Raw genomic sequence first — 20,980 nt, 5'->3', positions numbered from 1 at the left:
TTATGGGTGGTTGGGGGAAGCATGGGTTGAAGCGAGCACCCGGACCGTAACCGCGTCCGGTGTGGTTTGGTGCAGGGCCGGCACTGTTGAACCCGGTAGGGATGCAGCAGCCGAGCCGTGAGCCACCGCCTGGCGCAGGCAGTCGGGGGCACTGGCGCCGCGGGTTTGCGCCAGGAGGTAGCCGGCAAGCGCGGAGTCTCCGGCGCCGACGGTGGAGATTGCTGTGATGGGTGGATGCTGTGCGTGCCACGCGCCGTCGGCGGTAACCAAAAGAGCGCCCTTGGAACCGAGGGTTGCAAGGACCGAACGGACGCCGCGGGCGAGCAGCCGGGTAGCTGCTTCGACCGCGAGGTCCTGCTGGTCCTCGAGGCTGTCTCCAACTCCAAGGCCGGTGAGCTGGGAGAGTTCCTCGGCGTTCGGCTTGAGGAGGTCCGGAGCGGCGTTGTTCTCGATCGCCGCTATGAGCGCTGCTTCGGACGCATCCAGAGCGATCAGTGGAGCGCGGTCGCCGTGGCGGTTCCTTACCGCGCGAACGACTTCAGCGTAATAATCCGGGGCAAGGCCCGGCGGAAGGGACCCTGCAAGGACCAGCCAGCGGGCGTCGTCGGACAGTTCCACCACCAGGTCAATAAGGGCGTCAGCTTCCCGCTGGTTCAGTGCCGGACCGGGCTCGTTGATTTTGGTGGTGGTGCCATCCGGCTCCGTCAGCGTGACATTGCTGCGAAGTGCTGCCGCGATGGGCAGATTGCGGTAGGGGACACCGGCGGAGTGGAGACCGGTGAGTACCGGATCATCCTCGTGGCCGGGAAGGATTGCCAGCGCCTCGGCGCCGCCGGCGGACAGGGCCCGGCAGACGTTGACTCCCTTGCCGCCCGACTCCTGGCGGTTGGCCGTTGCACGCTGCACCGCACCGCGGGCCAGGGGGGCGGCGAGTTCAATAGTGCGGTCCAGGCTGGGATTGGCTGTGAGCGTGATGATCATGCGATGACCAGCTCGACGTCCGCCTCGGCGAGGGCGCGGGTGAAACCGGTGTCCGGCTGGGCGTCGGTGACCAGGGCGTCTATGTCGCCAAGTTCGGCGAAGCTGACGAGCGTCTCTGTGTTCAATTTCGACGCGTCCGCCAGTACGACGACGCGGCGAGCGGATCTAACGATTGCTGCCTTCACAGAGGCCTCCTCCGGGTCAGGAGTGCTGAGCCCGAATTCCGGGTGCACTCCGTTGGTTCCGATGAAAACGACGTCCGGGCGGAAGCCGCTGTAGCGCGCAACAGTGCCGCTGCCGACGCAGGCACTGGTCAGGCCGCGGACCCGGCCACCGATGAATTCCAGTTGGAGTGATGAGCCGATCAGGGTGGAGGCGACCGGTACGGAGTGGGTGATGACGAGGAGCTGGTTCCCAGCTTCCTGCGCAAGGAGTGCAGCGAGGCTGCTTGTGGTGGTTCCGCCGTCCAGCACAATCGAACCTTCGGTGGGAACCATTGTCAGCGCGGCTTTGGCGATGCGTGCTTTCTCTGCCTGGTTGCGGCCTTCACGGCTTGTGAGGCTGAGCTCAGTGGTGCTTGCGCTGGCGGCCGGAACGGCACCGCCGTGTACCCGACGCAGGAGCCCGTCCTTCTCCAGCAGTGCGAGATCGCGCCGGACAGTCTCCTTGGTGATGTTGAACCGCGATGCCAGCTGGGCCACAGTTACCCGGCCCTCGGACATAACCAGCGCTGCGATCCTGTTATAGCGTTCCTCGGCGAACACCGTTCCTCCTCGCTGCGTGACTGCCGTCACAACCATTTCCGTTTCAGTGACTCTATCTGTGTTTCTGTTTGGGTGTCAATGGAAAACGGAAGGAAAGGCAGATCTGCTTATGGCAGTTCCTCGGAGAGGGCGCGAAAAGGAAGAAGCCACCAGCGCCGACGGCGCTGATGGCTTCTCTTGTACGGACTGCTCGGCAGCCCCGCTGACAGGTTCGGTCAGATCCCGCCGTCGCGGGTCTCGTTTCGGGTGATCCGCTCGCCGGTGTTGGGGTCCTGGACGGTACGCGACTCGCTGACCCGCTTCTGGTTGCGGGGAGCATTCATAAGGAGCGAAATGATTAGCCCCAGAATGCCGACCCCCATCAGGATGTAACCCACCAGGGTGAGGTCGATGAAGTTCACCAGATTATCTGAGACTGCGAAGGCCAATATTGCACCAAGTGCAATGAGGACAATGGAGGAACCGATTCTCATGCCAACCACTCCTTGATTTGACCCGCTTCAGGAATTCTTCTGTTAGTCCCAGTAGCCACGGCGGGTTGCCGGAATATAAGCGCCACGTGATCAGCATACTGTCGATCCCGTTTCTGGTGAAGTTTCGATTACAAGGGGTTGCAAAGTCGCCGAGCAGGAGTTTAATAGTTCCACCGGTGAGGCGTATGCTATTACTAAGCTCACTTATCAAGTAAGGTAGTGTGCAGTTGCACTCCGGTGCATCGTCGAAATCGACATATATGTTGCGCAGTTAGAAGTTCGATAAAGGAGCACTTCATGAATTTCCTGGCATTTCTTCTTCTCGGCCTTATTGCGGGAGCCATCGCCAAGCTGATTCTGCCCGGCAAGCAGGCCGGCGGCTGGATCATGACCCTGATCCTGGGCGTGATTGGGGCCCTCCTCGGAGGCTTCCTGGGTAACCTCCTCTTCAATGTCGGCGTGAACGAGTTCTTCTCGATCTCCTCGTGGCTGCTGGCCATCGGCGGCGCGATCATCGTTCTCCTCGTTTACGGAGCGATCACCAAGAATCGCTCGCACGCATAAACCGGGTACATCGACCAAACGCCCCGCCGGCCCCCATCCGACGGGGCGTTTTGCGTTGAGCAAGCGCTCGCCCAAACTTGAACATCTCGACGGAAGGATCAGTTATGGCACGCTTCAACCCCGCGGGGAAATTTGCCAGCGGAGCGGTATTCGACCGCAACGGCCAACCAAAGCCGGGCATCCAGCGCGCGGTGGAACGGGCTATCGATATTCAACGACCGTTGGTTCTCGCCAACCTGCGGCGATTGCGCAGAAAAAACCCAACGGCCACCGGTGCCGAGTTGAACGCAAAACTGGAGCGCGACTATCTCGTTGCGATCACAACCGCAGGAGCAGCTGTCGGTGGCACCGCCGTCGTCCCGGCTATTGGAACAGTGGTTTCGCTGGGACTTTCCGCCGCCGCCACCGTCGGTTTTCTGGAGGCAACGGCGCTCTATGCACAATCAGTCGCGGAGCTGCACGGAATCTCCACAGAGGATCCGGAACGTGCCCGCACTCTCGTCATGGCCATCCTCATGGGTGAGGAAGGCTCGGCTCTCATCCAGGCGACCATCGGGTCATCAGCGGGCGGGGTCACGCGTCACTGGGGCAACGTGGTCGGGGGGTCGATGTCCTCCTCCGCAGTACGCGGCATCGGCGCCAGCATCCGCAAGCGTTTCCTCAAGCGCATGCTCGCGCGCCAGGGCGGCGCCCTGTTGGGCCGGGCGCTCCCGTTCGGGGTAGGCGCAGCTGTGGGCGGGGTGGCCAACCATAAGATGGGCCGTACGGTCATCGAGGCAACCCGGGAAGCCTTCGGTCCACCGCCCACCGTCATCCCCGGTGAGCTGCTCACGGAGCTCGAGAAGCTCCCGGAGACCGGTAACGGCCCGCAGCCCTGACGCTAGCCGAACAGCGCGTGCGCCAATGAGAAGATGCCCAGTCCGGCAAGAGCGCCGACCACGGTGCCGTTGATCCGGATGAACTGAAGATCCTTACCGACCTGGAGTTCGATCTTCCGTGAGGTTTCTTCGGCGTCCCAGCGCTCCACAGTTTCGGAGATGATGCCCGCGATGTCGCTTCGGTAGGTCCGCACGAGGTAACCGGCGCCGTCGGAAATCCACGTGTTGATCTTGCGCGCAAGATCCTCGTCCGTGGTGAGACGCCGCCCGAAGTCGCGGACCGCAGCCTTGAAGTTTCGGGTCAGTTCACTATCAGGGTCATTGACTGCTTCCAGGAGGGCTGTCTTGATGGTGGACCAGGCCCGTGCGGCAACATCATGCAGACGCGGGTCATCAAGGATGCCGGCCTTGATTTCCTCGGCCTTCGCAATAATGACCGGATCATGCTGCAGATCCTGGGCGAGGTCCTTGAGGTATTTGTCGATGGAGAGCCGGACATCGTGCTGGGGATCCGCCTGGACCGCCCGAACGAACTTGAGGAACTCCACATAAACCTTGTCGCCGACGAGCCCGTCCACGAAGTGCGGCACCCATGTGGGTGAGCGTTGGGACACAACGCTGGAAACGACGTCGTAATTGCCGTCCACCCACTCGGCTGCCCGGTCCACCAGCAGGTCAACGAGCCGGTGGTGGTGTCCCTCCTCGAAGACGCGCTCTGCCATGCGACCGACCGGCGGCCCCCACGGTGGGTCCACCACGTGCTTGCGCACCATTGATTCGATGACCTTCTGGACGGCGTCGTCATCCAGCACGGTGAAAGCACCGCGGATCAGGGCGGCACCTTCCACGGCTACGCGGTCTGCCCCCTCCGGCCGGGAGAGCCATGCGCCGGCGCGCTGGGCGAGGCCGAGTGAGGAAAGCTTCTGCTGCACCACGGACTCCGACAGGAAGTTCTCCTCCACAAACTGCCCCAGTGATGTGCCGATCTGGTCCTTCTTGCGCGGAATGATCGCCGTGTGGGGAATCTTGAGCCCCATCGGGTACTTGAACAGGGCCGTCACGGCGAACCAGTCGGCCAGGGCTCCCACCATGCCGCCCTCCGCAGCAGCGCGGACGTACTGCAACCACGGGTACTGCTCCTGAAGGGCGAAGGCGATCAGGAAAATCACCGCCATGATGGCGAGCAGGCCCGTCGCAACGGTCTTCATCCGCCTCAGACCCGCGGCGCGCTCCGTATCGGTCAACGCAATGCTCACTTAGTCCTCCGCATCGATGCTGAATTCCCATCTAACCAGCCGTCCGGAGGACAGTCACGCCGCCGATTCGCTAGCGTAAGGCCTGTGGCAGAACAACGAGCAGTGAAGCACCTGGTTTTCGCGCACCGCGGGGCGAGCGAACAGTACGCGGAACACACCCGCGCTGCTTTTCTGCAGGCGCTCGCGGAAGGTGCTGACGGGGTGGAATGCGACGTCCACCTCACTGAGGACCTGGAACTTGTCTGCATTCACGACACCACGCTGGACCGCACCTCCAGCGGAACGGGCGACGTGGGAGATCATACGCTGCGACAGTTGCGTGAACTGGACTTCGCGTCATGGAAGGGGGCGAATATCCCGCCAGGGTATGGCGGTGTGGCCGATCAGCTGCTCACGCTCGAAGACCTGCTGGATCTCCTGCGTACGGACGGACGCCAGCTTGAGCTGGCCATCGAGCTGAAGCACCCGAGCCCCTTCGGGCTCAAGCTGGAGGAACGGCTGATCGCCTTCCTGATGAGGGAGGGCTATGACCCGGAGACTTCCCGGCTCGCCAACCTGCACATCACTTTCATGAGCTTCAATCCCGACTCGGTCCGCCACCTGTTGGAGCGCGTGCCCGCCGACGTCGTCTGCCAGCTGGTGGCCGACGTGCAGCCTGATGACGTGCGCGAAACTTTGGGCCCACTCACCGCTGCGGCCGTGATGAACCTCCTCCGGCGCGCGCTGCACGAGGGCGAGCGCATCATCGCGAGTGGAGCGGTGGGAATCGCCGGGCCAAGCATCGCGTACGTGCGTGCGCATCCGGACCGGGTTGCGCGGTGGCTCGAGTCCGGGCTTCGCCTGCGGGTGTGGACGGTTGACGCTGACGACGACATAGACCTCCTCCGCGACCTCGGCGCCCAGGAGATCACTACCAACCGTCCGGCGCATGTTCTTGGCAGGCTCAAAGGGGAGTCCTCGACCGGCCGGGTGTGATTGAGTTATCGCATGGCTATGCCGATTGAGGACTACGCGCTGATTTCCGATCTTCATACCGGTGCGCTCGTTTCCCGGGGTGGGAGCGTGGACTGGCTTTGTTACCCTCGGTTCGACTCGGCGTCGGTTTTTTCCGCGCTGCTGGGCAATGACAATCACGGACGTTGGCTCGTGGCGCCGGCGCACGCCGCCGGTGTTGCGGAGCTGGTGGAGTGGAAGTACATCGACTCCACGTTCGTACTGCAGTCCAGATGGCGTACCGAAGCCGGTGAAGTCCTGGTGACCGACTACATGCCCATCCATGACCGGCGCGCATCCCTTGCACGGCGCATCGAGGGAATCAGCGGATCAGTGCCGATGCGCCAGGAGCTTGTAGTGCGCTTCGGCTACGGCGAGGTGCTGCCATGGGTGCGGCGTACCCATGAGGAGGGCGGTCCCGGAATTCTCGCGATGGCCGGGCCGGATGCCCTGCTCCTGCGTGGCACCCATCTTCCGCGCGCCGCCGATCACCGCCACGTGGGAGAGTTCACCGTCGAAGCCGGTGAAAAGGTGGACCTCGAGCTGGTGTGGTACCCATCCCACCGTCCGCAGCCGACGCCCCTGGACTTCGACGTCACACTGCAGGCAACCATCGACTACTGGCAGGGCTGGGCGGAAAGCTGCGAGAAGCAGGGCGAGTATGACGGCATCGTCAAGCGCTCACTCCTGGTGCTGCGTGCCCTGACGCATGAAGACACCGGCGGCATCGTCGCGGCCCCCACCACGTCGCTGCCCGAGGCCTTCGGCGGCGAGCGTAACTGGGATTACCGGTTCTGCTGGCTACGTGACGCCGCATTGACGCTCGAAGCGATGATGACGCACGGCTACGAGGATGAGGCCTCGGAATGGCGGAACTGGTTGCTCCGTGCGGTTGCCGGCGACCCCGAGGATCTCCAGATCATGTACAGCGTTTCGGGTGAGCGGAACCTTCCCGAGAAAGTCCTGGGGCACCTGCCGGGTTACGCGGACTCCGCTCCAGTTCGGATCGGCAACGGGGCCGTGACCCAATACCAGGCCGACGTCGTCGGTGAAGTGATGGTTGCCCTGGAAAAGCTGCGCAAGCGCGGAGTGAAGGAAGACGAATTCTCCTGGCCGCTGCAGCATGCACTGTTGGGGTTCCTGGAGAAACACCTGAGCGCCAAGGATCACGGTATCTGGGAGATGCGCGGTGAGCCGGCCTACTTCACGCACTCCCGCGTCATGATGTGGGCCGCGTTCGACCGCGGAGCCCGCGCGGTCCGCGAACACGGTCTCAAGGGTGAGGCAGACCGATGGGAGCAACTCCGGGATGAGCTCCGCATCGAGATCCTTGAGCAGGGTTTCAGCAGGGAGGTGGACTCTTTCACCCAGTATTACGGCACCACCTTGGTGGATGCATCACTGCTGCAGCTGCCGCAGGTCGGATTCGTTGATTACGGCGACCCGATGATGATCGGCACGGTTGCGAGGCTGGAAGAAGAGCTGCTCGATGAGCATGGGCTGCTACTCCGCTACCGCACCGAATCATCAATCGATGGCTTGGCGCCCGGCGAGCACCCGTTCCTTGCCTGTTCCTTCTGGCTCGTTGAGCAGTATGCGCATACCGGCAGGCTTCAGGACGCCAAGAAACTGATGGACCAGCTGGTGGGCTACGCCAACCAGCTTGGCCTGCTGTCCGAGGAGTACGACGCCGGAAACGCCAGGATGGCCGGGAACTTCCCTCAGGCGTTCTCCCACCTGGGGCTGGTGCGGGCCGCCGATGCGATCCACGCGGCCCAGCAGGTCTCCCTCGCGCACTGATTTCACAGGACACGCCCCTTATGAAGGATCATAAGGGGCGTGTCCTGTCAGATGAACGGTGGACGGTTAAGGCTTGAGCACCACCTTGATGCAGCCGTCCTCCTTCTTCTGGAAGGTTTCGTAGGCAGCCGGTCCCTCATCCAGAGGAACTTCGTGGGTCTTGAGATCCATGACGCCCAGCGGATCCGAGGGGTCTTCCACGATGGGAAGCAGTTCATCGGTCCACCGGCGGACATTGCACTGACCCATGCGTGTCTGAATCTGCTTGTCGAACATGGTCAGCAGAGGCATGGGGCTTGCCGTGCCGCCATACACGCCGCTGATTGATATAGTTCCGCCCCGGCGCACCGCATCAATCGCCGCGTGCAGGACGCTCAGCCGGTCCACTCCGGCTGTTTCCATGGCTTTCTTGGCTACAGCGTCAGGGAGGAGCCCGACGGCCTGCTGTGCGAAGGCGCCGAGGGGTGAGTGATGTGCCTCCATGCCGACGGCGTCAACGACGGCGTCCGGGCCGCGCCCGTCGGTCATTTCCCGAAGCTCATCGCCGACATTCTTCGAGAAGTCGACAACCTCGATGCCGTGCCGCTCTGCCATTGCGCGGCGCTCCGCCACGGGCTCAACCGCGATTACCCGCTGACCGAGGTACTTGCCGACCCTGCTGGCGAACTGGCCAACGGGACCAAGACCGAAGACGGCCAGGGTCCCGCCGTCGGGCACGTCCGCGTACTTCACGCCCTGCCAGGCGGTGGGGAGGATATCGGAAAGGTACAGGTAGCGCTCGTCGGGCAGCTCGCTGCCCACCTTGACGGCCCCGTAGTTTGCGTGCGGAACGCGCAGGTATTCGGCCTGGCCGCCCGGCACGGAGCCATACAGTTCCGAATACCCGAGCATCTTCGCGCCAGTGCCTTTGTCCCTGCTTTGGGTGGTCTCGCACTGGGACTGCAGGCCCTGATTGCACATCCAGCAGTGGCCGCACGCTACGTTGAACGGGATGACCACGCGGTCTCCGGGCGTGAGGTTGGTTACGCTGCTTCCCACCTCTTCCACGATGCCCATTGGTTCATGGCCAAGGATGTCCCCTTTGTTCATGAACGGACCGAGCACCTCGTAGAGGTGGAGGTCAGATCCGCAGATCGCGGTTGAAGTGATGCGAACGATTGCATCCGTGGGCTCCTGAATTCGCGGATCAGGAACGTTGTCGATGCTGAGCGATCGCTTGCCCTGCCAGGTAAGTGCCTTCATGTTGGTCTCTCCAAGGGGTTGGTAAGCATGCTGACTATACTCAGTATTGCCGGGATTCCGTCGGAAGTGAACCCCATAGGCGGAACGGCATACGCTTGGCCGGTGGAGTTATCGAGATCCCCGGCTGTCCGGGTTGGACTGTCAATTGCCGTGGCTACCGGCCTCTATGGGGTGTCTTTCGGTGCCCTGTCAGTCGCCTCCGGGTTGGACCTCCTGCAGACCATGGCACTGAGTCTCCTGTTATTCAGCGGCGGTTCCCAGTTCGCGTTCATCGGCGTGGTGGGAGGCGGCGGAACCGGGGCGGCCGCGATGTCCGCGGCTTCCCTGCTCGGTATCCGCAACGCCGTCTACGGCATGCAGATGAACGCGATGCTCCGGCCGCGCAGCCTGCGCCGTTTCGCGGCCGCCCAGGTAACCATTGATGAATCGACGGCGACGGCCACGGGACAAAGCGATCCCCAGGAGCAGGCGCGCGGGTTCTGGGTTGCAGGGATCGGTATATACGTTCTATGGAATGTCTTCACCCTTGCGGGCGCGCTACTGGGGAACGCACTCGGTGATCCTGCGCAATGGGGCCTGGACGGCGCTGCGGTCGCCGCATTCCTCGGATTGCTGTGGCCCCGGCTGAAGGCGCGGGAGCCGGCGGCCATCGCCGTGGTCTGTGCGCTGGTTACCCTGCTCACCGTCCCCTTTGTGCCTGCGGGCATCCCGATCCTGGTGGCCGCCGCGGTAGCTGCGCTGGCCGGCTGGTTCAGTTCCGGTCCCCCGCGCGAGGGCCTGGAGCCCGATGTCGAGCCCTATCCCACGGAAGGACACCGGTGAACCTCTGGATCTGGATCCTCATTGCCTGCGGAATCAGCTATCTCACGAAGCTCGCCGGCTATCTGGTGCCCGCGCGCCTCATGGAGAACCCGCACATGACCCGCGTCGCCGGCACGCTGACTATCGGGCTGCTCGCGTCACTGACCGTCGTGAACACCTTTTCGAGCGGGCAATCCCTGGTGATTGATGCGCGCCTCGCGGCCCTCGTCGCAGCAGGGGTGGCGCTGTGGCTGCGGGCACCGTTCCTCGTCGTCGTCCTCGTGGGGGCGGGCGCCGCGGCACTGGCGCGTCTGCTTGGCGCCCCCTAGCCCCGTGAATACGGCCGCTCGCGTGTGCCGAGTGGCTCACTAGCAGGGATCTAGACAGAGCCGACGACGGCGGCAGTCGCCTCAGCGATAGCCGCCTCTTCGTCTGTGGGCACCACGAGGACCGGGAAAGCCGATTCCTCTGTGCTGATCTCCCGCGGCGAGCCGCCCGGTTTCTGGTTTTCGGCGTCGTCAATGTAGACACCCAGGGCGCCCAGACGCTTGACCACCCGCTCCCGGAAACGCCAGGAGTTCTCCCCGATGCCCGCCGTGAACACGAGCGCCTGCGCGCCTCCAACAGCAACGTGGTACCCGCCGATGTACTTCGCGAGGCGATAGGAGGCGATCTCCAGCGCCATGGTGCCGGCAGCGTCCCCGGACTCCTCGATGGAACGCATGTCATTGTGGCCTGTGAGGCCCTTCAAGCCGGACCCGCGGTTGAGTAATTGATCGAGATCCTTCTCCATGTAGCCCTCCCGGCTGAGGAACAGCAGGATCGACGGGTCGATGTCGCCGGACCTGGTTCCCATGACAAGTCCCTCCAGCGGAGTGAACCCCATCGAGGTATCAATGCTTTGGCCATCCTGCACAGCAGTAATGGACGCGCCGTTGCCCAGGTGCGCGATGATGCCCGTGAATTCGGTTGGCGGCATCCCGAGCAGCTCGGCGGCGTGCCGAGTCACGTACTCGAAGGAGGTGCCGTGAAACCCGTACCGGCGGATGCCGAACTTCTTGTACAGCTCATCCGGCACGGCGTACCGCCACGCATGCTCGGGCAGCGTGCGGTGGAAGGCCGTGTCAAACACTGCCACCTGCGGCATGTCCGGCCACCGCTCGGCAATGGCGCGCAGACCCTGCACGTTGGCAGGATTGTGCAACGGGGCCAGTGGGTTGAGCCGGTCGATCGCGCGGATGATCTCATTCGTGATGAGCACTGGTTCGCTGAACCGTTCGCCGCCGTGAACCACGCGGTGACCGACGGCGTCGATGGACTTGCCCTGCAGCTTGGCGTCCAGCTCCTCGGTGACCCGGTCCAGCGCTTCGGTGTGATCCTTCGGGCCGCCGTTCGCGGTGTCGCCGATGCGCTCGATCAGCCCGTTGGCCAGGCGCTCCCCGCTCACGGAATCCCGGACCTGGTACTTGAGCGATGACGAGCCCGAGTTGATGACGAGGATGATCATGGCGCCTCCTGCGCTGGTGTGCCCTGCGCCTGCACGGCGGTGATGGCGACGGTGTTCACAATATCTTCGACGGTGCAGCCCCGTGACAGGTCATTGACCGGCTTGCGCAGGCCCTGAAGCACCGGCCCCACGGCGACCGCACCGGCTGATTGCTGAACCGCCTTGTACGTGTTGTTGCCTGTATTCAGATCGGGGAATATGAAGACGGTTGCCTGCCCCGCGACCGACGACCCGGGCAATTTGGACTCTGCCACGGAGGCGTCTACGGCGGCGTCGTACTGGATGGGCCCCTCCACCGGCAGGTCGGGGCGGATCGAGCGGACCAGCTCCGTGGCCCGCCGCACCTCGTCCACTGCGCCTCCGTAACCCGACTCTCCGGTGGAGTAGGAGAGCATGGCCACGCGCGGTTCAACCCCGAACTGGGCAGCCGTTTCAGCCGACGCCACAGCGATATCCGCCAGTTGCTCCTCGGTGGGATCCGGATTGACGGCGCAGTCTCCGTACACCAGCACGCGGTCACGAAGCAGCATCAGGAACACGGAGGAGACAATTTTCACGCCCTCCTTCGTCTTCACGAACTCAAGCGCGGGCCGGATGGTGTTCGCGGTGGTGTGCGCGGCGCCGGAGACCATGCCGTCAACGTAACCCAGCTGAACCATCATTGTTCCGAAGTAGGAGCCATCGAGCATGCGGTCCCGGGCGTCGTCGAGCGAGACGTTCTTGTGCGCACGCAGCCGCGCGTACTCCGCAGCGAACTCCTCGCGCAGGTCCGAGGTTGCCGGGTCCAGCAGGGTGAGCCCGGTCAGGTCCACACCGAGGCCGGCGGCACGCTCGCGCAGCTGTCCCTCCGGTCCGAGGATTGTCAGGTCGCAGACATCCCGGCGGCGCAGGATCTCAGCGGCGCGGAGGATCCGCTCGTCCAGGCCTTCGGGTAGAACCACATGCTTACGGTCCGCGCGGGCCTTCTCGATCAGCTCGTGCAGGAACCGCAGCGGAGTCATCTTCACCGGCCGGGGCAGCTCAAGGCGCTCCAGCAGCTCCGTCGCATCCACCTGCCGTGCCCACACACCAAGTGCGGCGGCAGCCTTGCGCCGCAAGCCGGTCGCAATCTCGCCGCGCACCTCACTGACGCGCTTCGCGGCCGTGTAGGTGTCGTCGTCGACCGCGAAAACAGGGAAGGTGGCATGGGCAAGCAGGGCAAGGATATTGGGGTCCGGCGTCAGACCACCGGTGAGAATCATGCCGGAGGGCACGGGAAACTCAGGCGAGAACGACGACGCCACAGTTGCCACCAGCACGTCCGCCCGGTCTCCGGGAACAATCACGAGGGCGCCGTCGGTCAGCAGTTCCAGGAAGTGGCCAACGTTCATGGCAGCGACGCGGATGGAGGAGACATCACGTTCCAGGCTGGCGCCGCCGGCGATGTGACGCGCGTCCAGGGCGCCGGCAACCTCCGCCATTGTCGGCTGGGAGATCTCGCTCATTTCGGGAATGACGTAGACCGGGCGGCCGGACTTCCCCGGGCGCACCTGATCGCGGATGGCCTCTACGGCGCTCTCTGCCGCACGGTTCACCATCATGGCCAGCAGCGACACCTCCGCTGCGTCCAGTTCCCTGCGCGCGACGTCGACGGCGTCAGCTGCCTCAGCGGAGGTCATGTCCTTTGCGCTTACCACGGCAAGTACCATGGCGCCCAGATTGTTGGCCAGCCGTGCGTTCAGATCAAACTCGACGGCGGCGTCCTGCCCGCTCAGGTCCGTCCCCTCCACGATGATTACGTCGCAGGACTGCGCCATCTCGCTGTACACGGAGACGGAACGCGCATCGATTTCCTCGCGCTCGCCGGACACGAGCAGGGCCCGGGCTTCCGCCCGCGTCATGGCGCTCCTGGCGGTCTTCTCATCCAGCCCGAACGCGCGCCGCATGAGGAGAACCATCGGATCATCGTTGCCGTCTTCCGCTTCCGAGATTGGGCGAAGGAAGCCGATCCTGTCCGCGTGCCCCTGCAGCATGCTGGCCAACCCCAGGGAGATGAGCGATTTGCCTGACCCGGGGGCCATGGCGCTGACATAAATTCCGCGGGTGGTCATTCCTTCATCCTGCACGATCGACGGTGCATAGTCACTGCCCGGCGCCTGCTGCCTGCGTCACCCTCCGGACTGCCGGTTCACCCTCGACGTACGGAACGGGTGACCGGTGGGGCCAAACCTGACAGACTGTTTCCCATGCTCGTAGCCTTCTCAGTTGCACCTTCCGGCCGGCCCAGCGGCGCACGTCAGGACACCAGCGAAAACGGGGACGGTTCGGTTCACGCCGCGGTAGCCGAAGCCGTGAAGATCGTGCGTGACTCCGGCCTGCCGAACTCCACCAGTTCCATGTTCACCGAGATCGAGGGTGAGTGGGATGAGGTCATGGACGTGGTCAGACGCGCTACGGAGGCAGTGGCCAAGTACGGCAGCCGCGTCTCCCTGGTGCTCAAGGCGGACATCCGTCCCGGCCACACGGGCGAGCTCAGCGGAAAAGTGGAGCGCCTCGAGCGCGCGATTGATGAGATGGACGAGTACCAGGGCCACTCATGAGTAACTGGACAGAGGTTGACAGCTACCTGAACCGCACGGTGGTCCAACCGGACGCCGCTCTCCTTGCGGCCGTTGACAATACCCGCAACGCAGGTATGCCTGCCATTGAAGTGACTGCCGGGCAGGGCAAGTTCCTCATGCTCCTTGCCCGTATCCATCAGGCGAAGCGGGTCCTGGAGATCGGTACGCTGGGCGGCTTCAGCACCACCTGGCTGGCACGCGGTCTTCCCGAGAGCGGAACCATTGATACCTGCGAGTATGAGCCCGCCCATGCAGAGGTGGCCAGGCGCAATCTGGAGGTGGCCGGCGTCGGGCACAAGGTAACCGTGCACGTGGGAGCGGCACTGGAGACGCTTCCCACGCTGGAAGGGCCCTATGACCTCTTCTTCATCGACGCGGACAAGGCGAACAACCCCAACTATCTGGAGTGGGCGGTGAAGCTGTCCCGGCCGGGATCCGTCATTGTGCTCGATAACGTGGTGCGCGGGGGCAGCGTGCTGGACGAGAACGGCGACGAAGACATCCAGGGCACCCGCAGGGCGCTGGAACTGCTCGGTAGCCACCCGCGCCTTGATGCGACTGCCCTGCAGACAGTTGGGTCCAAGGACTGGGATGGGTTTGCGGTCGCCATCGTCAACTAGGACGCAACTACAACCGCTGCAGGCGAGTGACCGTCGTCGTTCCCGATAGCATGAACGGCATGGCCACCATCCGTCCGCTCCGCATCGACGAGACCGAAGCTGCGCTGCGCATGAAGAACCAGGGCTGGCGCCAGGCCTACCGGGGGAAGGTGCGCGAAGAAGTCCTCGATGGCCTGGATGACGGCATCGAAGCCATCGCCGAAGCGTGGAGACAGGGATTCGATGAGAGCGGCAGCGTACCGCTGGTAGCGGTCAACGACGACGGCGCGATCGTCGGTATTGCAGCAGGCGGTGAGGCGCGGGGTGATAACCCTCCTGCCGCCGTCGAACTCTTTATGCTGTACGTGCTGGAGGAGTATTACGGCACCGGTCTGGGCCGGGCGCTCGCCGATGCCGCTATCGGCGATGCCGCCGCGTGCGTCTGGGTCCTGGAGGGCAACGAACGCGCCATCGCTTTCTACCGCAAGCTCGGCTTCGCTCCGGACGGAGAGCGGGAACAACTCTCCGAACGGTGGAACGGCCTTCATGAGATTCGGATGGTGCGCGCTGCCTGCGCCGTCGAGCCGCCGCGCATCAGCGCTTCGGCATCAGGTTCACAACTGACAGGGGAATGACGTGTCCAACTACTACGGCAACCAGCCTTCTCAACACGTGGTGGTCTACGCCGCGAAGGAAAGCTGGCTCGCCTACCTGCTCTGGTTCCTGCTCGGAAACTTCGGCGCCCACAAGTTCTACCTGCGCCAGAACGGGATGGGCTTCCTCTACCTGGGCCTGGGTCTCATTGGCTACGCCACGGCGTGGTTTGTTCTCGGGTTCCTGTTCCTGATCCCGCTGTGGATCATGATGGTCATTGACCTGTTCACCATTCCGGGCAGGGTGCGGCAGGTCAACGCACACCTGCACCACCAGGGTGCCGTCCGTCCTTACTAGCCGAACGGCACCAGGCAAAGCGTAAGGATCAATGGGACGCCAGCGCGAGCGCAGGGAAACAGCGGGCACAGACGGCGGTCCGGTTCCCGGCATTCACACCATCGACACCGGCACTTGTGAGCTCGTCCACGACCGCTTCAATCCCAACGGCTGGGTGCTTCACATCAATGGTGTGCCGAGTTCCCACATCGACCTCACCGATCCTGCCCGGCTCGACTTCGAGTACATGCGCTGGATCAGTTCGCTGGTAACGTCCCAGTGGCCGTCCACGTTCCGGCTCCGCGCCCTGCATCTTGGTGGCGGGGCCTGCTCGCTGGCGCGGAGTTTTGCCGTGACCTTTCCCGATGCGCGGCAGGTGGTCGTGGAACTCGACGGCGCGCTCGCGGGCCTGGTGCGTGAGTGGTTCGACCTGCCGCGTGCACCGCTGCTACGGATCCGTGTTGGCGAAGCGCGCAAAGTCACTGAGGCACTGTCCGCGAGTAGCCGGGACCTCATCATCCGGGACGTCTTCGCGGGCAGCCGCACTCCAGCCCCGCTGACCACCGTCGAGTTTGTTGAGCACGCCAAGCGTGTCCTGGATTCGGCCGGGGTCTATGTCGTCAATTGCGGGGATTTCCCGGACCTGGGGATGGCGCGGCGCGAGGCGGCGACCATCTCCGCTGCCTTCACCCATACCGTGATCATTGCGGACCCCGCAATGCTCAAGGGCCGGCGCTACGGGAATGTGATTCTTGCCGGAAGCGATGCTCCACTTGGGGAGGATCCCGGCCTGGCTCGTGAGCTGCTTGGCGGCGGAGTGCCGGCGCACCTGTGGCGGGATGCGCAGGTGACCCGTTTCATCAGTGGCGCGGCAGTCCTCACCGACTAGCAACGGGTGGGTCAGCCGACGCCGAGCAGCTGCTCGATCGGGCCGATCCCGAAGAACACCACGAATGCACCTGCCACGGCCCACATCAGCGGGTGGATTTCCCTGGCCCTGCCCTGGAACGTGCGGACCAGGACGTACGCGATGAACCCGGCGCCCAGTCCATTGGCGATCGAGTAGGTGAACGGCATGAGCGTGAACGTCAGGAACGCGGGAATGGCGATTCCCCAGTCCTGCCAGTCAATCCGGCCCACCTGGGACACCATCATGAAACCAACGACGACGAGGGCAGGCGCCACTGCCTCGAACGGCACCAGCGAGATCAGCGGCGTAAAGAACATGGCCACGAGGAACAGCAGGCCGGTCACGATGTTGGCGATGCCGGTGCGCGCGCCTTCGCCGATACCGGCGCCCGATTCGACGTAGATCTGGTTGGAAGAGACTGATCCCGCCCCGCCGGCCACCGCTCCGAGAGCGTCAACAATGAGAACGCGGTCGACGCCGGGGATGTTGCCCCGGTTGTCCACCAGCTTTGCTTCATTTGCCAGGCCCACCATGGTGCCCATGGCGTCGAAGAAGATGCTGAGCAGGATGGTGAAGGTGAGCAGCAGGGCGGCGGTGGCGCCGAGGCTGCCGAACGCCCCGAAGACGCTGACACTGCCGACCAGGCTCAGGTCGGGGAGGCCGATCCAGGCCCCGGAAGGAAGCTCCGGAACAACGAGCGACCAGCCCTGTGGGTTGGAGCCGTCCGGTCCCACACTCGGCCCGACGTTCGCCACGGCTTCGATGATGACGGCCAGAATGGTGGCGGCGATGACACCGATCAGGATGCCGCCGCGAACCTTGCGGACCACCAGTGCGATGGTCAGGATCAGGCCGAATACGAACACCAGGGTGGGCCAGCCGAGGAGTACGCCCCCGAATCCCAACCCGACCGGCACGGTGGTCTCCGCAACATCTGGGATACGCCGGACAAAACCGGCGTTCACCAGTCCGATCAGTGCGATGAAGAGCCCGATACCGACGACGATCGCTGTTTTCAAGCTCTCCGGCACGGCATTGAAGACTGCGGTACGGAAGCCCGTCAGGACCAGCACCAGCATGGTCAGGCCGGCAAGAACCACAAGGCCCATCATTTCCGGCCAGGTGAGCTCCGGATTGGTGGCAACCGTGATGGCCACAAAGGCGTTGACGCCCAGCCCGGTGGCAAGAGCAAAGGGATACTTGGCCCAGGCGCCCATGAGGATGGTCAGCAGTCCCGCGACGAGCGCGGTCACTGCCGCCACACGTTCAAACCCGAGGCTGCCTCCGCTTGCGTCCGCTCCAGCGAGGATCAGCGGGTTGAGCACCACTATGTAGCTCATCGCGAAGAACGTGGCGATGCCGCCCCTGATTTCACGTGAGTAGGTTGATCCGCGAGCGGTGAGCTGGAAGTAGCGGTCCATCGCGGTGCGCAGTTCAGGCACGGGTATTCCTCTGTTGGTGGGGGAGTTTCGCTCAAGGAGTCTATCCAATGGCGGATTCAGGATCCTGCCAGTTCGCTCCCGTAGGCTTAAGGCATGAAGCCTTCCGCAGTAGTTGCAGCGCGCGCGGCGCGTATTCCGGGTGCGCGTTCCGTTCAGCGCACCGCCGTGCTCCTGGCCGGCGTACTTCTGGTTGCGTTCGCGTTAGTCCTGGGATCAGCCTCGATTGCGTCAGCGCATGATGAGCTGAGCTCCTCGACTCCGGAGCCGGGTGCAACGCTCAAGACAATGCCTCAGGCGATTGAACTCACGTTCACCAATGTTCCTGCGACCATCGGCTCGCAGGTTCAGGTGCTTGATGCTGCGGGCGAAGACTGGGCTGAGGGCGAGGTCTCCATCACTGACACCGTGGCCACACAGGCGATCCGCGCCGGGGCGCCGGCCGGAACCTACACGGTGAACTGGCGTGTGGTGTCCTCTGATTCGCACCCGATTGAAGGTACCTTCGACTTCACGGCTACGGCAGGCGCTGCTGCCGAGGCGTCTGAGGCTGCGGGGACGCCTGAGGCGTCCGCGGGTACAGCAGGCCCGATCGAAACAGCTGACCCCGGCGCGCTTGACCAGGAGCCGGCGGCAGACTCCGGTCTTTCCTGGGGAGTCATCCTGATGATTGCGGTGCTGATTGCGCTCGCTGTGGTGCTGGCACTTGGAGCCAGGCGGCGCCTCACCCAGGGCAACAACGACGACGCCGCGTAGGCACCTTCTCAGGCGCTGATTGCGGGCGGACGCCTGGTTGATCCGGCAACAGCGGCGGCCATCACGGAAGCCTTCACTGGCTGGATCACCTGAGCCGCGAGAGCTCCCTGCGAGACAATTGAGTCGCTGATGACCTTGGCCTGCCGGACAATTTCCCGAGTTGTCGGCGTCAGCATCTCGCCCACCCCGATGAGGTAGAGACCGATAGCCCGAAGCGCCGCTTTGATGTCGATTCCCACTGCGAGGCCGAGGGACTGCACGAAACGGCGCAGCTGGTTCTGTGGATACTTGGTCAAGACCACGTGGTCTGCGAGCAGGACGCCGTTCCGCGTCTGCACCGCCCATTTCTTGGACCCGAGTACCGGAGCCGGAAGAAGCTGGGAGTAGCCCACCATGCACAGTCCCTCAGCAACCGTCTCCTGGCGGATGTCCAGTGAATGGCTTGACGCGTAGCAGCGCAGCAGCCGCAGGAGTTCCGTGCGTTCGGACAGCGACACCGAGTCCGTCATTACGGTTCGGTTTGGCCCGGAGTTCAGGCATTCGATGCTCTCGACCACGATGGACTGCACGCCGCGCCGGCTCAGCTCGCTGGCAACGGCCAGCCCGGACAACCCGGAGCCAATCACCACTGTGGTGGTCATCTCTGCGGCTGAGGGCACGGAAGGATCAGCGGCGACGTGGTCGATCGGCTTCGGCAGCATCGATGAAAACCTCCTGGACGAAGGAGAATTCCGCACAGCCCGGCGCCTCTTCCGGGCTGTGCGGACACTTGGCTGCGAACGGGTCAACCAAGCGCACTGAAAGCGGGCGGGAACCTTTGTGGAGACCATCCGCCCGATAACGATTCTCGAAGCCTATATAACTTTTTGGGTGCTGAATAGTCCTCCTACTGGAGAGTAGGCTAGAAATATCTGGACGGCTGAGCGAAGGTGTCAATTGAGGTTCAACCGCGAGGAGGCGGACCATGAGTGAGGCTCATAAGCCGGAGGCGCCGTGGCATTCCCAGGGGCGCGGACTGGTTGTGGGGGTTGATGGCTCCGACCAGAGCATGTGTGCTCTCGTCTGGGCGGCACAGGAGGCCGAGCGCCGCCACTGCCCACTCCATGTAGTAACTGCCTATACCGTCCCGGTCTTCGCGGCGTCGAGCATGGATGCCGGTTACGCAACCGTGGATGATTCGGTGATCCGGGAGGGGGCGCAGGCGGTCCTCGATCAGTCCATCAGCAAGATAGCCGGTCACCACAACATCGAAATTGTGCCGCGGGTGGAGAGCGGTGATGCCGCAGGTGTGCTCCTTGAGCTCTCCGAGGAGGCCGAACTCATGGTTGTGGGTTCGCGTGGCAGGGGAGGCTTCGTTGGACGCCTCCTTGGCTCCGTGAGCGCCGCACTGCCGGCGCACTCAAAGTGCCCCACTGTGGTTGTACCGCTGTACTGTGCCCCGAGGCTCGATGAGGCCGGCGTATCCGCACCGAAACCGAAGGGCGAGCCGTGCCCGCGCGCGGAAGAGATCGAAAAGGTGGTTGTGGTCGGAGTTGACGGCTCCGAGCAGGCGCGCATGGCTTCGCTGATTGCAGCCGAGCAGGCGCAGTCTCGTGGTCTGCCCGTACGGGTGGTGTGTTCACTGCCGCCCTTCACCGGTTCACTTGCATGGATGCCCACCCCGGTTGACCGGGACGCACTCCACGCGGAGATCATGGTTCAACTCAACGCGGGGAAGGCATGGCTGCAGAGCCATTTCCCTCAACTGGACATATCAGTGGAACTCCTCGACGGGCCTCCCGTTGAGGTGCTGATCGAGGCATCACGGACGGCCGAGCTGGTTGTGCTTGGCACCCGCGGCCGCGGCGGATTCGCCGGAATGCTGCTCGGCTCCACCAGCCAGGGCGTGCTGCACCACGCGAAAGGCCCGGTTCTTGTGGTGCCGGACAGGGAGGATCCTCGCCTGACGGACCGCGCAAACTTCGGACCGATGGTCGCCTAGAACCGCGCAGCGAGCGGGTTGAGTGCGCCCATCCCGCTCATATTCGCGAGATTCACCTCGAGAATGCCCTGTGAGGGGTTCAGGGCGTTGACCACGGTGTTGTTACCTACGTAGATGGCAACGTGCCAGATGCCGGCGCCCTCGCCCCAAAAGACAAGGTCACCGAACTGTGCCTGCGACAGCGGCACATGGGATTGTGCCGCGTAGAACTGCGCGGACGCTGTACGCGGGAGTGAGATGCCTCCTGAGGCAAAGGCCTGCTGCACCAGCCCGGAGCAGTCATAACCCCGCGGACCGTTGCCTCCCCACTGATAGAAATAGGGCGCTCCGACGCGCGCACGGGCGTAACTGACGGCTGCCGCCACTCCGCCGGGATTCACTGCAGGCGGAGCAGGAGCCGGTGCAGGCTGGGGTGCCGGAGCGGGTGCCGGTGCCGGCGGAGGAGGTGCCGGCGTGGGAGCAGGTGCAGGTGCGGGTGCAGGGTGGGGTGCCGGTCGCGGCGGAAA

The 20,980-nt window shown here is 63.9% G+C and carries 23 protein-coding genes; 13 read left to right on the top strand and 10 right to left on the bottom strand.

What is annotated here, in order from left to right; genetic code table 11:
* From P4U43_RS11035 to P4U43_RS11025, 3 genes are all read right to left on the bottom strand, one after another.
* The gene (locus P4U43_RS11035) at window positions 1–981 is read right to left on the bottom strand and encodes a 1-phosphofructokinase family hexose kinase (RefSeq protein WP_277358782.1); all 981 of its coding nucleotides are present in this window, start codon (window positions 979–981) and stop codon (window positions 1–3) included.
* On the bottom strand, window positions 978–1,745 hold the full coding sequence (locus tag P4U43_RS11030; RefSeq protein WP_277358802.1) for a DeoR/GlpR family DNA-binding transcription regulator: 768 nt from the start codon (window positions 1,743–1,745) through the stop codon (window positions 978–980). Before P4U43_RS11030 ends, P4U43_RS11035 begins: the two co-directional genes overlap by 4 nt.
* A 215-nt stretch (window positions 1,746–1,960) precedes the next feature.
* Window positions 1,961–2,218 carry a DUF6458 family protein gene (locus tag P4U43_RS11025; RefSeq protein WP_056545827.1) on the bottom strand — a complete coding sequence of 86 codons (258 nt, stop codon included), beginning with the start codon at window positions 2,216–2,218 and terminating at the stop codon, window positions 1,961–1,963.
* Between the two features lie 297 nt (window positions 2,219–2,515).
* Between P4U43_RS11025 and P4U43_RS11020 the strand changes: the two genes are divergently transcribed.
* Together P4U43_RS11020 and P4U43_RS11015 are read left to right on the top strand one after the other, a co-directional pair.
* Window positions 2,516–2,782, top strand: a complete 267-nt coding sequence (locus P4U43_RS11020) for a GlsB/YeaQ/YmgE family stress response membrane protein (RefSeq protein WP_277358781.1) — start codon at window positions 2,516–2,518, stop codon at window positions 2,780–2,782.
* A 104-nt stretch (window positions 2,783–2,886) separates the two neighbouring features.
* The gene (locus tag P4U43_RS11015) at window positions 2,887–3,660 is read left to right on the top strand and encodes a hypothetical protein (protein WP_277358780.1); all 774 of its coding nucleotides are present in this window, start codon (window positions 2,887–2,889) and stop codon (window positions 3,658–3,660) included.
* Window positions 3,661–3,662: 2 nt separating this feature from the next.
* Here the strand turns inward: P4U43_RS11015 and P4U43_RS11010 are convergent, their stop codons facing one another.
* Complete coding sequence (locus P4U43_RS11010) at window positions 3,663–4,868, bottom strand: DUF445 domain-containing protein (protein ID WP_277358801.1); 1,206 nt, start codon at window positions 4,866–4,868, stop codon at window positions 3,663–3,665.
* 132 nt (window positions 4,869–5,000) lie between these two features.
* On the opposite strand from P4U43_RS11010, the gene P4U43_RS11005 reads away from it, so the two are divergent.
* Together P4U43_RS11005 and P4U43_RS11000 are read left to right on the top strand one after the other, a co-directional pair.
* On the top strand, window positions 5,001–5,891 hold the full coding sequence (locus tag P4U43_RS11005; RefSeq protein ID WP_277358779.1) for a glycerophosphodiester phosphodiesterase family protein: 891 nt from the start codon (window positions 5,001–5,003) through the stop codon (window positions 5,889–5,891).
* A gap of 12 nt (window positions 5,892–5,903) precedes the next feature.
* Window positions 5,904–7,709: a glycoside hydrolase family 15 protein gene (locus P4U43_RS11000; protein WP_277358778.1), complete on the top strand. Its 1,806-nt coding sequence runs from the start codon at window positions 5,904–5,906 to the stop codon at window positions 7,707–7,709.
* A 66-nt stretch (window positions 7,710–7,775) separates the two neighbouring features.
* Here P4U43_RS11000 and P4U43_RS10995 read toward each other — a convergent pair whose 3' ends face one another.
* Window positions 7,776–8,951, bottom strand: a complete 1,176-nt coding sequence (locus P4U43_RS10995; protein WP_277358777.1) for a zinc-dependent alcohol dehydrogenase — start codon at window positions 8,949–8,951, stop codon at window positions 7,776–7,778.
* Window positions 8,952–9,053: 102 nt separating this feature from the next.
* Here P4U43_RS10995 and P4U43_RS10990 point away from each other — a divergent pair, with 102 nt between their 5' ends.
* Together P4U43_RS10990 and P4U43_RS10985 are read left to right on the top strand one after the other, a co-directional pair.
* The gene (locus tag P4U43_RS10990; RefSeq protein ID WP_277358776.1) at window positions 9,054–9,773 is read left to right on the top strand and encodes an AzlC family ABC transporter permease; all 720 of its coding nucleotides are present in this window, start codon (window positions 9,054–9,056) and stop codon (window positions 9,771–9,773) included.
* Window positions 9,770–10,081, top strand: a complete 312-nt coding sequence (locus P4U43_RS10985; RefSeq protein WP_277358775.1) for an AzlD domain-containing protein — start codon at window positions 9,770–9,772, stop codon at window positions 10,079–10,081. The genes P4U43_RS10990 and P4U43_RS10985 overlap by 4 nt, the downstream gene beginning before the upstream one ends.
* Before the next feature lie 50 nt (window positions 10,082–10,131).
* On the opposite strand, the gene P4U43_RS10980 is transcribed toward P4U43_RS10985, so the two are convergent.
* Window positions 10,132–11,259 (bottom strand): acetate/propionate family kinase, encoded by a 1,128-nt coding sequence (locus tag P4U43_RS10980; RefSeq protein ID WP_277358774.1) that lies wholly within the window; start codon window positions 11,257–11,259, stop codon window positions 10,132–10,134.
* A complete protein-coding gene (pta, locus tag P4U43_RS10975; RefSeq protein ID WP_277358773.1) occupies window positions 11,256–13,349 on the bottom strand; it encodes a phosphate acetyltransferase in 2,094 nt (697 codons plus the stop codon). The genes P4U43_RS10980 and pta overlap by 4 nt, the downstream gene beginning before the upstream one ends.
* Before the next feature lie 135 nt (window positions 13,350–13,484).
* Here pta and P4U43_RS10970 point away from each other — a divergent pair, with 135 nt between their 5' ends.
* The 5 genes from P4U43_RS10970 to P4U43_RS10950 are packed head-to-tail and all read left to right on the top strand — an operon-like array spanning window position 13,485 to window position 16,277.
* A complete protein-coding gene (locus P4U43_RS10970; protein ID WP_277358772.1) occupies window positions 13,485–13,838 on the top strand; it encodes a thiamine-binding protein in 354 nt (117 codons plus the stop codon).
* Window positions 13,835–14,479, top strand: coding sequence for an O-methyltransferase (locus tag P4U43_RS10965; RefSeq protein WP_277358771.1), 645 nt, complete (start codon window positions 13,835–13,837; stop codon window positions 14,477–14,479). The genes P4U43_RS10970 and P4U43_RS10965 overlap by 4 nt, the downstream gene beginning before the upstream one ends.
* Window positions 14,480–14,538: 59 nt before the next feature.
* Window positions 14,539–15,093, top strand: coding sequence for a GNAT family N-acetyltransferase (locus P4U43_RS10960; RefSeq protein ID WP_277358770.1), 555 nt, complete (start codon window positions 14,539–14,541; stop codon window positions 15,091–15,093).
* Between the two features lies 1 nt (window position 15,094).
* Window positions 15,095–15,409, top strand: coding sequence for a TM2 domain-containing protein (locus tag P4U43_RS10955; protein WP_277358769.1), 315 nt, complete (start codon window positions 15,095–15,097; stop codon window positions 15,407–15,409).
* Between the two features lie 31 nt (window positions 15,410–15,440).
* A complete protein-coding gene (locus tag P4U43_RS10950; RefSeq protein WP_277358768.1) occupies window positions 15,441–16,277 on the top strand; it encodes a spermidine synthase in 837 nt (278 codons plus the stop codon).
* Window positions 16,278–16,288: 11 nt separating this feature from the next.
* On the opposite strand, the gene P4U43_RS10945 is transcribed toward P4U43_RS10950, so the two are convergent.
* Window positions 16,289–17,719 carry an NCS2 family permease gene (locus P4U43_RS10945; protein WP_404800727.1) on the bottom strand — a complete coding sequence of 477 codons (1,431 nt, stop codon included), beginning with the start codon at window positions 17,717–17,719 and terminating at the stop codon, window positions 16,289–16,291.
* Window positions 17,720–17,833: 114 nt separating this feature from the next.
* On the opposite strand from P4U43_RS10945, the gene P4U43_RS10940 reads away from it, so the two are divergent.
* Window positions 17,834–18,493, top strand: a complete 660-nt coding sequence (locus P4U43_RS10940) for a copper resistance CopC family protein (RefSeq protein WP_277358766.1) — start codon at window positions 17,834–17,836, stop codon at window positions 18,491–18,493.
* An 8-nt stretch (window positions 18,494–18,501) separates the two neighbouring features.
* Here P4U43_RS10940 and P4U43_RS10935 read toward each other — a convergent pair whose 3' ends face one another.
* A complete protein-coding gene (locus P4U43_RS10935) occupies window positions 18,502–19,194 on the bottom strand; it encodes an FAD-dependent monooxygenase (protein WP_277358765.1) in 693 nt (230 codons plus the stop codon).
* Window positions 19,195–19,457: 263 nt separating this feature from the next.
* Between P4U43_RS10935 and P4U43_RS10930 the strand changes: the two genes are divergently transcribed.
* The gene (locus P4U43_RS10930) at window positions 19,458–20,474 is read left to right on the top strand and encodes a universal stress protein (RefSeq protein ID WP_277358764.1); all 1,017 of its coding nucleotides are present in this window, start codon (window positions 19,458–19,460) and stop codon (window positions 20,472–20,474) included.
* Here the strand turns inward: P4U43_RS10930 and P4U43_RS10925 are convergent.
* Window positions 20,471–20,839: a C40 family peptidase gene (locus P4U43_RS10925; protein ID WP_277358763.1), complete on the bottom strand. Its 369-nt coding sequence runs from the start codon at window positions 20,837–20,839 to the stop codon at window positions 20,471–20,473. The two genes, P4U43_RS10930 and P4U43_RS10925, sit on opposite strands and share 4 nt — an antisense overlap.
* Window positions 20,840–20,980 lie beyond the last annotated feature (141 nt).

It is taken from the genome of Arthrobacter vasquezii (assembly GCF_029455255.1).
Classification (GTDB): domain Bacteria; phylum Actinomycetota; class Actinomycetes; order Actinomycetales; family Micrococcaceae; genus Arthrobacter_D; species Arthrobacter_D parietis.
This window is presented reverse-complemented; position numbering and strand designations above follow the sequence as displayed.

Bases quoted from the DNA above. Each gene is read 5' to 3' on its own strand.
- P4U43_RS11035 (WP_277358782.1), bottom strand. From the start codon at position 981: ATGATCATCACGCTCACAGCCAATCCCAGCCTGGACCGCACTATTGAA.
- P4U43_RS11025 (WP_056545827.1), bottom strand. From the start codon at position 2,218: ATGAGAATCGGTTCCTCCATTGTCCTCATTGCACTTGGTGCAATATTG.
- P4U43_RS11020 (WP_277358781.1), top strand. From the start codon at position 2,516: ATGAATTTCCTGGCATTTCTTCTTCTCGGCCTTATTGCGGGAGCCATC.
- P4U43_RS11015 (WP_277358780.1), top strand. From the start codon at position 2,887: ATGGCACGCTTCAACCCCGCGGGGAAATTTGCCAGCGGAGCGGTATTC.
- P4U43_RS11010 (WP_277358801.1), bottom strand. From the start codon at position 4,868: ATGAAGACCGTTGCGACGGGCCTGCTCGCCATCATGGCGGTGATTTTC.
- P4U43_RS11000 (WP_277358778.1), top strand. From the start codon at position 5,904: ATGGCTATGCCGATTGAGGACTACGCGCTGATTTCCGATCTTCATACC.
- P4U43_RS10995 (WP_277358777.1), bottom strand. From the start codon at position 8,951: ATGAAGGCACTTACCTGGCAGGGCAAGCGATCGCTCAGCATCGACAAC.
- P4U43_RS10980 (WP_277358774.1), bottom strand. From the start codon at position 11,259: ATGATCATCCTCGTCATCAACTCGGGCTCGTCATCGCTCAAGTACCAG.
- pta (WP_277358773.1), bottom strand. From the start codon at position 13,349: ATGACCACCCGCGGAATTTATGTCAGCGCCATGGCCCCCGGGTCAGGC.
- P4U43_RS10970 (WP_277358772.1), top strand. From the start codon at position 13,485: ATGCTCGTAGCCTTCTCAGTTGCACCTTCCGGCCGGCCCAGCGGCGCA.
- P4U43_RS10965 (WP_277358771.1), top strand. From the start codon at position 13,835: ATGAGTAACTGGACAGAGGTTGACAGCTACCTGAACCGCACGGTGGTC.
- P4U43_RS10960 (WP_277358770.1), top strand. From the start codon at position 14,539: ATGGCCACCATCCGTCCGCTCCGCATCGACGAGACCGAAGCTGCGCTG.
- P4U43_RS10950 (WP_277358768.1), top strand. From the start codon at position 15,441: ATGGGACGCCAGCGCGAGCGCAGGGAAACAGCGGGCACAGACGGCGGT.
- P4U43_RS10945 (WP_404800727.1), bottom strand. From the start codon at position 17,719: ATGGACCGCTACTTCCAGCTCACCGCTCGCGGATCAACCTACTCACGT.
- P4U43_RS10940 (WP_277358766.1), top strand. From the start codon at position 17,834: ATGAAGCCTTCCGCAGTAGTTGCAGCGCGCGCGGCGCGTATTCCGGGT.
- P4U43_RS10935 (WP_277358765.1), bottom strand. From the start codon at position 19,194: ATGCTGCCGAAGCCGATCGACCACGTCGCCGCTGATCCTTCCGTGCCC.
- P4U43_RS10930 (WP_277358764.1), top strand. From the start codon at position 19,458: ATGAGTGAGGCTCATAAGCCGGAGGCGCCGTGGCATTCCCAGGGGCGC.